Source organism: uncultured Aquincola sp. (genome assembly GCF_964001545.1).
Lineage (GTDB): Bacteria > Pseudomonadota > Gammaproteobacteria > Burkholderiales > Burkholderiaceae_C > Aquincola.
The window spans coordinates 1-9,736 of sequence record NZ_CAXFDV010000573.1; the positions used below are offsets into that span (position 1 = coordinate 1).

The 9,736-nt window shown below is 70.5% G+C and carries 10 protein-coding genes; 1 reads left to right on the plus strand and 9 read right to left on the minus strand.

Annotation, left to right across the window (positions count from 1 at the left end; translation table 11 throughout):
* The 8 genes from ABNT58_RS19720 to ABNT58_RS19755 form a co-directional block, all read right to left on the minus strand.
* Positions 1–1,187: amidohydrolase family protein (locus ABNT58_RS19720; protein WP_348755125.1), on the minus strand; the 1,187-nt coding region annotated here is incomplete at its 3' end.
* Entirely contained in the window at positions 1,177–2,076 is a 900-nt protein-coding gene (locus ABNT58_RS19725) for a MurR/RpiR family transcriptional regulator (protein WP_348755126.1), read from the minus strand. The genes ABNT58_RS19725 and ABNT58_RS19720, both read right to left, overlap by 11 nt.
* 2 nt (positions 2,077–2,078) lie before the next feature.
* A complete protein-coding gene (locus ABNT58_RS19730) occupies positions 2,079–3,380 on the minus strand; it encodes an amino acid deaminase (RefSeq protein WP_348755127.1) in 1,302 nt (433 codons plus the stop codon).
* Positions 3,377–4,354 (minus strand): oligopeptide/dipeptide ABC transporter ATP-binding protein, encoded by a 978-nt coding sequence (locus ABNT58_RS19735; RefSeq protein ID WP_348755128.1) that lies wholly within the window; start codon positions 4,352–4,354, stop codon positions 3,377–3,379. The genes ABNT58_RS19730 and ABNT58_RS19735 overlap by 4 nt, the downstream gene beginning before the upstream one ends.
* Positions 4,351–5,397: an ABC transporter ATP-binding protein gene (locus ABNT58_RS19740; RefSeq protein ID WP_348755129.1), complete on the minus strand. Its 1,047-nt coding sequence runs from the start codon at positions 5,395–5,397 to the stop codon at positions 4,351–4,353. The genes ABNT58_RS19735 and ABNT58_RS19740 overlap by 4 nt, the downstream gene beginning before the upstream one ends.
* Positions 5,397–6,236 carry an ABC transporter permease gene (locus ABNT58_RS19745; RefSeq protein WP_348755130.1) on the minus strand — a complete coding sequence of 280 codons (840 nt, stop codon included), beginning with the start codon at positions 6,234–6,236 and terminating at the stop codon, positions 5,397–5,399. Before ABNT58_RS19745 ends, ABNT58_RS19740 begins: the two co-directional genes overlap by 1 nt.
* The gene (locus ABNT58_RS19750) at positions 6,237–7,181 is read right to left on the minus strand and encodes an ABC transporter permease (protein ID WP_348755131.1); all 945 of its coding nucleotides are present in this window, start codon (positions 7,179–7,181) and stop codon (positions 6,237–6,239) included.
* Between the two features lie 19 nt (positions 7,182–7,200).
* Positions 7,201–8,781, minus strand: coding sequence for an ABC transporter substrate-binding protein (locus tag ABNT58_RS19755; RefSeq protein WP_348755132.1), 1,581 nt, complete (start codon positions 8,779–8,781; stop codon positions 7,201–7,203).
* Positions 8,782–8,948: 167 nt separating this feature from the next.
* Between ABNT58_RS19755 and ABNT58_RS19760 the strand changes: the two genes are divergently transcribed.
* Entirely contained in the window at positions 8,949–9,338 is a 390-nt protein-coding gene (locus tag ABNT58_RS19760; protein ID WP_348755133.1) for a RidA family protein, read from the plus strand.
* 37 nt (positions 9,339–9,375) lie between these two features.
* On the opposite strand, the gene ABNT58_RS19765 is transcribed toward ABNT58_RS19760, so the two are convergent.
* Positions 9,376–9,714: a FlxA-like family protein gene (locus tag ABNT58_RS19765; protein WP_348755134.1), complete on the minus strand. Its 339-nt coding sequence runs from the start codon at positions 9,712–9,714 to the stop codon at positions 9,376–9,378.
* Positions 9,715–9,736: the final 22 nt, after the last annotated feature.

The window sequence follows — 9,736 nt, forward strand, 5'->3', positions numbered from 1 at the left end:
CGCTCGCGCCAGTAGCGCGCCAGCACCCGCGGGAACGCGCCCCACAACCGCGGATGCGGATGGCGGTCGTGCGGCAGGCCGTCGCTGCCGATCATCGTGCGCGGGTGGGCGATCACCCGCTCGACGTCGGCCTCGTCCATCTGGAAGTAGCAGGCACCGCCGGGCTGCAGCCGGCGGCAGGCCTGCTGCTGGCTCACGCCCCATTCGGCCGCGATGTCCGACAGCAGGCGGCCGCCCATCTCGGGATGGGTGTCGCTCCAGGTCAGCATCACGTCGATCACGCCGTCCACCAGGTCTTCGCGCAGCACGGTGGAGCCGGCCACATAGGGGTAGACGTCCATCGCCACCGGCTGGCGCAGCGCCAGCGTGTCCACCAGCGGCAGCGTCTCGCGGGTGCGGCCCCAGTTCTGCGGCCCGGCGCACTTGTGGTGCGACAGCACCAGCGGCACGCCGGCGTCCAGCGCGCAATCTGCCGCTTCCATCATGGCTTCCAGGATGGTGGCCATCTCGCTGCGCAGGTGGGTGGCGTACACGCCGCCATGGCGGGCCACCACGCGGGCCAGGGCCGTCACCTCGTCCGCCGGGGCGGCATAGGCCTCTTCGTAGAACAGGCCCGACGACAGGCCGTGTGCCCCGTCGGCCATGGCTTCGTCCAGCAGCGCGGCCATGCGGGCCTGCTCGTCGGCACTGGCCGCGCGGGTCAGGTCCTGCATCGCGGCAAAGCGCAGCGTGGTGTGGCCCACCAGCGCGGCCACGTTCAGCGCCGGCTCGGCCGCCTGCACCGCGGCCTGGTAGTCGGCCATGCGCGCATGGCGGAACGAGTCGGCGCCCAGCAGCGTCAGCGGCGGCAGCGCCTGCCCGGTGCGGTAGGGCGCCAGCGAGATGCCGCAGTTGCCGGTGACCACCGTGGTGATGCCTTGCGACAGCTTGGGCAGGTACTCGGGCTGACGCAGCACGATGGCGTCGTCGTGCGTGTGGGCGTCGATGAAGCCCGGCGCGATCACCTGGCCCGTGCAGTCCACCACCGCCACCGCTGCGGCCGGCAGGTCGGTGGGCAGGCGCTGCAGCAGGCCTTCGCCCAGGCGCTCGATGCGGTCGCCCCGCAGCAGCAGGTCGCCGGTCCAGGCGGGGCCGCCACTGCCGTCCACCACCAGGCCGCCTTGCAGCAACACGGCTTCATGCGGCATCGGCGGCTCCTCCGTCCCAGCTTTGCAGCGGGTGGGTCTGCACGTCCACGCCATGGCGCTGCAGTGCCTCGCGCACGCCGCGCAGGCGTTGCACCGCGGGCTCGCCCACGCGCTGGGCCACCAGCACGGTGAGGATCTCGATCAGCGTCAGGTGCGTCAGGTAGGCGTCGATGCCCACGTGCATCACCGCATCGTCGGGCACCGACAGGCCCAGCAGCCAGTCGGCGCGCTGGGCCAGTGGCGTGCCGGGGCGGGTGATGCACACCGCCTTGGCGCCCTGGGCGCGGGCGATGTCCACGGTGTCGAGCAGCGAAGGCATGCCGCCCACGTGCGAGATGGCGATGATCACGCCGCCCGGCCGGTGGGCCGCTGCGGCCACCTGCTGCAGGTGGTAGTCGGACCATGCATTGGCCGACAGCCCCAGCCGGAACAGCCGCGCCTGCAGGTCGGTGGCCATGAACCACGAGGTGTTGCCGGCACCGTAGACGTCGATGTGCGGCGCGCGGGCGATGGCTTCCACCGCGCCGTCCAGCACCTGCAGGTCCAACTGCGCCCGCACGCCCGCCACCGAGGCGGCAGCGCTGCGGGCCACCTTGGCAACCACCTCGTCGGCGCTGTCGCCGATGTTCACCCGACGGTGCAGCGGCGAGCCTCCCAGCGCCAGCTCCTGCGCCAGTGCCAGCTTGAACTCGCGCAGGCCGGCAAAGCCCAGGTCGCGGCAGGTGCGCATGATGGTGGGCACCGAGCTGGCCGAGCGCTCGGCCAGCATCTCGAAGCTCTCCTGCAGCACGCGGTCGGGGTCTTCCAGGATCAGGTCCAGGATGGCCCTTCGCGTGGCCGGGGCGGTGGCGCGCAGCTCGGCCACCTTGTGCAGCAGTCCGTGGCTCATCGTCAGAAGTGCATCGAGATCGCGCCGGAGACGCGGTAGTCGTGGTCCACCACCGGCATCCAGTGCCACTTGTCGAAAGTGGTGCAGGGGTGGGAGATGCCCAGGCCGATGCGCTCGCCCACGGCGGGCGCGGTGGCTTCGTCCTCGGGCTGCCAGCGCAGGTAGGCATGCTGGTCGTTGAGGCCGGTGACCTGCCAGCTGGCCGGCACCGCCTGCGGCTGCAGCTGCCCACGCGCGGCGCGCGCAAAGGGCACCGGCAGGTCGAGGTCGAAGGAGATGTCGCGCTTGCCCACCGCCAGGATGGCCAGGCCCGGCTCGGGGCGCGACTGCACCGCGGCCCACACCTCCATCGCCGGCCGCAGGCCCTCGGCATCGCTGCAGCCGCAGCGCTGGTTCACCACCCGCACCATGCGCTTGTAAAAGCCATGGTCGTGCGTGATGTAGCAGCCAGAGCGCAGCAGCCCGCGCACGGGCTTGCGCAGCGCCATGCGCAGGGCCGGCGCCACCAGGTCGAAGATGGCCGAGCCGCCGGCCGTCAGCAGCACCTCGTCGCCTTCGAACCAGCCGGCTTCGTCGGCCTGGCGGGCGATGGCCTGCACACGATCCATCAAGGCCTGCGCATACGGCAGGTCGGCTTCGGTGCGGCCCTGGGCGCCCAGGCCTTCATAACACTCGATGCCCACCAGCCGCACCGCGGCGCTGGCATGCAGCCGGGTGCACAGGGCCACCGCTTCATCGTGCGTGCGGCAGCCGGTGCGCCCGCCGGGCACGCCGATCTCGACCAGCACCTCGAACGGCCGGCTGCCGGCATGGGCGGCGAACCACTGCTCGATCAAGCCCAGCTGGGCTGCGGAGTCGACCAGGAAGGCCACGCGCAAGGCCGCGTCGGCCTGCAGCATCGCCTGCAGCGCGGCCAGGTCGTCGTCGCCGAACACCTGGTTGGCGATGATGGCGCGCTGCACGCCCGCCGCCACGCCCGTGGCCAGCTGGTGCACCGTGGCAAAGCTGATGCCCCAGGCCCCGGCCTGCAGCTGCCGCTGAAACAGCTGCGGCGACATGGTGGTCTTGCCATGCGGCGCCAGGTCGATGCCCCAGTTGCGCACCTGGCGCTGCATCCAGGCCACGTTGTGATCCAGCGCTTCGCGCTTGACCAGGGCCAGCGGCAGCGGCAGGTCGCCGGCCAGCACGTTCCAGCCGGTCTGCGCCACCTCGCTGGCGCGGCGCGGCGCGGCGGCGCTGGGCCAGCCCTTGAGGCGCTGGTCCAGCAGCGGGTCGAGCAGGGAAGAGAACAGGGGCGGGTTCATGCGGCAGCCTGGGTCATGGTTTCGGGGCGGATGCAGGCGCGCCAACGGCCGGGCGACACCTCGGCCAGCGGCGGCACCTGCTGTGCGCAGGCATCGATGGCGTGCGGGCAGCGCGTGCGGAAGACGCAGCCCGACGGCGGTGCCACCGGGCTGGGGATGTCGCCCTGGAGCGCCACGTGGGTGGAAGGCAGCAGCGGATCGGGCTTGGGGCTGGCGACCAGCAGGGCCTGGGTGTAGGGGTGCAGCGGCTGCCCGAACAGGGCCTCGGTGGGGGCGATCTCCATCACCTTGCCCAGGTACAGCACCACCACGCGGTCGCACAGGTATTCGACCACGTCGAGGTCGTGCGAGATGAACAGCATCGTGAGCTTGAAGCGCTCGCGCAGGTCGGCCAGCAGGTTGATGACCTGCGACTGGATGGACACGTCCAGCGCCGACAGCGGCTCGTCGGCCACGATGAACTCGGGCTCCACCGCCAGCGCGCGGGCCACGCCGATGCGCTGGCGCTGGCCACCCGAGAACTCGTGCGGAAAGCGGTCGGCATGCTCGGGCCGCAGGCCCACGGTGGTCAGCAGCTCGGCGATGCGGGCTTCACGCTCGGCCCGGCTGCGGGCCAGGCCATGGGTGCTCAGCGCCTCGGCCAGGATGGCGCCGATGCGCATCTTGGGGTTGAGGCTGGCATAGGGGTCCTGGAAGATGATCTGCAGCTTGGCGCGCAGCCGGCGCATTCGCTCGGCCGACAGCTCGGCCAGGTTCTGGCCGCGGTAGCGCACCTCGCCGGCGGTGCTGTCCAGCAGGCGCAGCACGGTGCGGCCGATGGTGCTCTTGCCCGAGCCCGATTCGCCCACCAGGCCCAGCGTCTCGCCGGGCTGGATGGCAAACGACACGTCGTCCACCGCGCGCACCGGGCGGTCGCTGCTGCCGAAGTACTTCTTCAGGCCGCGCACCTCGATCAGGGGCGACGATGCGTTCATGCCGCCTCCTGCAGGGCACCGTCCACGCGGATGCAGCGGGCCTGGCGCAGTGCCCCGCCCTCACCGACCAGGTCCATCAGCGGCGGCATCGCGGCCCGGCAGGCCGGCAGCGCCTGGTCGCAGCGCGGCTCGAAGGCGCAGCCCGGCGGCGGTGCCAGCGGGCTGGACACCTGCCCGCGGATGGCAAAGAGCCGACGCGGCCGCGGCTGGCCAGCGCCGCGCACCGCCTTGCCCGGCAGGCAGGCCAGCAGGCCTTGCGTGTACGGGTGGCGCGGCTGCGCGAACAGCGGCCGCACCGCGGCACGTTCCACCACGCGGCCGGCATACATCACCACCACGTCGTCGGCATGGTGCGCCACCACGCCCAGGTTGTGGGTGATGAAGAGGATGCTCATGCCCGTCTCGGCCTGCAGCCGCCGCATCAGCACCAGGATCTGCGCCTGGATGGTGACGTCCAGCGCGGTGGTGGGTTCGTCGGCGATCAGCAGCGTGGGGTCGCAGGCCATGGCCAGCGCGATCATCACCCGCTGGCGCATGCCGCCCGACAGCTGGTGCGGGTACTCGTGCAGGCGCTGCGCCGCGGCGGGAATCTCCACCAGGTCGAGCATGCGCAGCGCATGGGCCAGCGCGGCGCGGCGGTCCAGGCCCTTGTGCAGCCGCACGCTTTCGGCGATCTGCTCGCCGATGGTGAACACCGGGTTCAGGCTGGTCATCGGCTCCTGGAAGATCATCGCCAGCTGGTTGCCGCGCAGCTGGCGCATGCGGCGCTCGTCCAGCTGCAGCAGGTCCAGCGCCTGGCCTTCGCGGCTGAGGAAGGTGGCCTGGCCCTGCACCTGGGCCTGGCTGTCGCGCGGCAGCAGCCGCATCAGCGTCAGGCTGGTGACCGACTTGCCCGAACCCGATTCGCCCACCAGGGCGGTGGTGCGGCCGGGCTGGATGTCGAAGCTGACGTCGGCCACCGAGCGCAGCAGGCCCGCTTCGGTGGGAAAGGCCGTGCTCAGCTGGCGCACGCTCAGCCGGGGAGTGTTGGAGGGCGCAGTCATCAGGCCGCCTTCTTCAGCTTGGGGTCCAGCAGGTCGCGGATGCCGTCGCCCAGCAACTGCAGCGACAACGCGGTGAGGATGATGGCCAGGCCCGGGAACAGCACCACCCAGAAGGCCTGGTGGGCGTATTGCTGGCTGCCCGCCACCATGGTGCCCCAGGTGGGGATGTCGGGCGGCACGCCCACGCCCAGGAAGCTCAGGCCCGCCTCGGCCAGGATGGCGTAGGCGAAGATGAACGACACCTGCACCAGGATCGGCGACATCAGGTTGGGCAGGATGTGCCGCCACAGGATGCGCGAGGTGCGCACGCCCAGCGCCCGCACCGCTTCCACGAACAGCAGCTCGCGCACCACCAGCGTGGAAGCACGCACCACGCGCGCCACCCGCGGCGTGTACACCAGCACCAGGGCCAGCACCACGTTGGCCAGCGTCGGCCCCAGGATGGCCACCAGCGCGATGGCCAGCAGGATGTCGGGGAAGGCCATCATCGCGTCGACCACTCGCATCAGCGGCGCATCCAGCCTGCGGAAGAAGCCGGCCACCAGACCCAGCACGGTGCCAGCCAGCACCGAGCCCAGCGCGGTGAGCGCGGCAATGGCCAGCGAGTAGCGCGCGCCATGCACGATGCGGGCATACAGGTCGCGGCCCAGTTCGTCGGTGCCCAGCCAGTGCTCGGCGCTGGGCGCCTTCAGCCGGTCGAGGATGGCGGTGTCATTGGGGTCGGCCGACACCCACAGCGGCGCACCGGCGGCCATCACCGCGATCAGCAGCAGCACCACGGCCGACAGCATCACGATGCGGCGGTGCATCAGCTGCTTGAGGAAGCGAGGCATGGCCATTCAGTTCACTTTGACGCGCGGGTCGACCACCGCATACAGCAGGTCGATCGCGAAATTGATCAGCACATAGATGGCGGCGATGACCAGCAGCGCACCCTGGATCACCGGGTAGTCGCGGCGCAGCACCGCATTGACCACCAGGTTGCCCACGCCGGGCAGGCCGAACACCGTCTCGGTGACCACCGCGCCGCCGATCATCAGCGCCGTGGTCAGGCCGATGACGGTGACGATGGGCACCAGTGCATTGCGCAGCGCATGCTTGAGCACCACCGTGCCTTCGGCCAAGCCCTTGGAGCGCGCGGTGCGCACGTAGTCTTCGCCCAGCACGTCCAGCATCGACGCGCGGGTGAAGCGGATGATCAGCGCCGAGTTCAGCAGCCCCAGCACCGTGGCCGGCAGCACCAGCGCATGCAGGCGTTCCGGCAGCGCCGCATCGGGCGCGCCATAGCCCGACACCGGGAACCAGCCCAGCGACACCGAGAACAGCTGGATCAGCACCAGCCCCAGCCAGAAGCTGGGCACGCTGGCGCCCAGCATGGCCACGCCGGTGAAGGCCTGGTCCACCGCGCGGCCGCGGTACACCGCCGAGACGATGCCGCAGGGCACGCCGATCAAGGTGGCGATGGCCACCGCCATCAAGGACAGCAGCGCGGTGGGCTCGGCCCGTTCCCACAGCGCCTGGGTGACCGGCCGCTGCAGGAAGATGGACTCGCCCAGGTTGCCCTGCAGCACCTCGCGCAGCCACACCACGAACTGCACCGGCAGCGGCCGGTCCAGCCCGTAGAGCTGCTGCACGCGGGCGATGTCGGCCGCGGTGGCCTGGTCGCCCAGCAGCACCGAGATCGGGTCGCCAGAGGCCGCCCGCGTGAGCACGAACACCAGCACCGCCACGATGGCCAGCACCGACAGCATGCCCAGGGCCTTGCGAAGGAGGAAGCGATGCATCGCCTGAAACCGCCGTGGCTTACTTGATGGAGGTGTTCCAGAAGAACGGCCAGGTGGCGGGCTGGTAGTTCTGCAGCGCCGGGCTGCGGGCCGACAGGCCATTGAACTTGCCCACGTGGATGTACGGCACTTCGTCATACACCACCTGCTGCACCTTGCCCCACAGCGCGCCGCGCCTGGCGGGGTCGGTCTCGGTGTTGAAGGCGGCCAGCGCGGCCTGCTTGGCCGGGCTGCTCCACCAGCCGGGCGCGCCTTCGCCCAGTTGCGGCGGCGACAGCATCGGCTCGGGGAACTGGCCGCTGTGGGTGACGTACAGGTCCCACAGCTTGGGGTCGTTGCGGCGCTGCACCAGGGTGGCCCAGTCCACCACGTTCAGGTCCACCTTGAAGCCGGCGCGCTTGAGCTGCTCGGCCATCAGCAGCGCCATGTTGTAGTGGAAGTCGTACTGCCGGCTGCTGAGCACGCGCACCGGCTCGCCCTTGTAGCCGGCCTTCTCGGCCATCTCCTTGGCCTTCTTGGCATTGCGCTGGTTGTACTGGTCGGTGCCCGCGGTGGCGTAGAACGGCGAGCCCTTGGGGAAGTGGTTGCCCTCGGCCGTGAAGAAGCGGGTGTCGCCGAAGCCGGCGGCCAGCATCTCACCTTCCCCGATGGCCGTCTGCAGGGCCTGGCGCACCGCCTGGTTGGCCGCCACGCCTTCCTTGGTGTTGAGCACCAGGTACGGGAAGCCGAACGACGGCGTGAGGATGGGCACCGTCTTGCCGCCGCTTTTTTCCAGCCGGGTCAGCGCCTCGGTGGGCAGCAGGTCGGCAAAGTCGTACTGGCCGGCCAGCGCGCCTTCCACGCGGGTGTTGGCATTGGGCACGGGGGTGAAGCGCAGCTCGTCGATCAGCGCCTCACGCTTGCCGCCGTAGCCGTTGGCCGGCTCCTTGCGGGCGCTGTACTGCTCGAAGCGGGTGAGCAGCACGAACTGGTCGGGCCGGCGTTCCTTGAAGCGGTAGGGGCCGGTGCCCACGAAGTCCTTCAGCGGCGTGGCGATGCTTTCCTTGGCCATGATGGCCGCCATGCCGCTGGGCAGGGCCAGCTGGGCCAGCAGCGGCGCATACGGCTGCTTGAGCACGATCTCCACGCCCAGCGCGCCCTTGGCCTGGATGCTCTCCACTTCCTTGGCCAGGGCCTTGCCGCGCGGGGCCTGTTCCATCCAGCGCTGCAGGCTGGCCACCACGTCGTCGGCGTTCAGTTCCCGGCCGCTGTGCAGCATCACGCCCTTGCGCAACGTGATGGCGTAGCGCTTGCCGTCGGCGCTGATCCTGGGCGCGGCTTCGGCCAGCATGGGCACCACGTTCCACTTGGCGTCGAAGGTGTAGAGCGGCTCATACACGTGCTGCATGATGGTGCCCACCAGGTCGGCGGTGGACGCCATCGGGTCCAGCGTCTGCGGCTCGGCCACCATGGCCAGCGTGGCGTGGTGGCGCGGTGCCTGCGCAAGCGCAGGCCCGGCCAGCACGCTGACGGCCAGGCCGATGGCCAGGGCGGCGGTGCCCTGCACCAGGCGGCGGCGGTGGACGGGCGAAGTGGCGGGGCGGATGGCGTCAAACAGCATGCGGGCTCTCCAAACCGGGGTGGTGCGTGGCGGCACCATGATGGTGAAAGTATTTTTCAGTCCGAGCGAACTATCGGGCATGTACGCAGCTTTTGTACCCGGGAAATCCCGGGTTCCGCCGCGGTCAGCTGAAATACACTTTCAGAACCAACTCAACCGGAGGGCTCATGCCGCTCGAATACCTGGGCCTGCCGCCCGTTGCTTCCGACCGCCAGGCGCGGCCTTTCTCGCCGGCCGTGCGTGCCGGCGACTTCATCTACGTGTCGGGCCAGGTGCCTGGCAATGCCGAAGGCGAGATCGTCGCGGGCGGCATCGAGGTGCAGACGCGCCAGGTGATGGAGAACCTGAAGGCCGTGCTCGCGCTGGCCGGCGCCAGCTTCGACGACGTGTGCAAGTGCACCTGCTGGCTGCAGGATGCGCGCGACTTCGGCGCCTTCAACCGCATCTACATGAGCTACTTCCCGAACGGCAAGCCCGCCCGTTCCACCACCGAGGCCCGGCTGATGGTGGATGCGAAGGTGGAGATCGACGTGATTGCGTACAAGCCGAAGGCTTGAGGCGGGCGACCCTCAGCGGGTCACCGGGCGCGGACAGTCACGCCATCAGGTCGACCAGGCCGCGCGTGGTGCGCGGGCCTGATGCTGAAGCGCCGCCGGCCGCCTGCTGAGCGGCGGCCAGCTGCTTTTCGCGCTGCGCCTGCTGCTGCGCCAGGGCCTTGGCCCGCTGGATGGCTTCGATCTGGGATTGCACCGTCAGGATCTGCGCCTGCAAGGCCTTGGCCTTGGCGATCTTGGCCTTGGGGTCCAGGTCCGACGCATTCAGCTCCCGCATCTCGCGGTTGAGCGCCGCCAGTTGCTTGGACAGCGCGGCCAGCTGGCTGGCCGAGTCGTCGGCGGTGCCGGCCGGCTGGGAAGATGAAGCAGCGATGCGCATCACCCTTCATCGGCCGCCGCGC

Bases quoted from the DNA above. Each gene is read 5' to 3' on its own strand.
- ABNT58_RS19725 (WP_348755126.1), bottom strand. From the start codon at position 2,076: ATGAGCCACGGACTGCTGCACAAGGTGGCCGAGCTGCGCGCCACCGCC.
- ABNT58_RS19730 (WP_348755127.1), bottom strand. From the start codon at position 3,380: ATGAACCCGCCCCTGTTCTCTTCCCTGCTCGACCCGCTGCTGGACCAG.
- ABNT58_RS19735 (WP_348755128.1), bottom strand. From the start codon at position 4,354: ATGAACGCATCGTCGCCCCTGATCGAGGTGCGCGGCCTGAAGAAGTAC.
- ABNT58_RS19740 (WP_348755129.1), bottom strand. From the start codon at position 5,397: ATGACTGCGCCCTCCAACACTCCCCGGCTGAGCGTGCGCCAGCTGAGC.
- ABNT58_RS19745 (WP_348755130.1), bottom strand. From the start codon at position 6,236: ATGGCCATGCCTCGCTTCCTCAAGCAGCTGATGCACCGCCGCATCGTG.
- ABNT58_RS19750 (WP_348755131.1), bottom strand. From the start codon at position 7,181: ATGCATCGCTTCCTCCTTCGCAAGGCCCTGGGCATGCTGTCGGTGCTG.
- ABNT58_RS19755 (WP_348755132.1), bottom strand. From the start codon at position 8,781: ATGCTGTTTGACGCCATCCGCCCCGCCACTTCGCCCGTCCACCGCCGC.
- ABNT58_RS19760 (WP_348755133.1), top strand. From the start codon at position 8,949: ATGCCGCTCGAATACCTGGGCCTGCCGCCCGTTGCTTCCGACCGCCAG.
- ABNT58_RS19765 (WP_348755134.1), bottom strand. From the start codon at position 9,714: ATGCGCATCGCTGCTTCATCTTCCCAGCCGGCCGGCACCGCCGACGAC.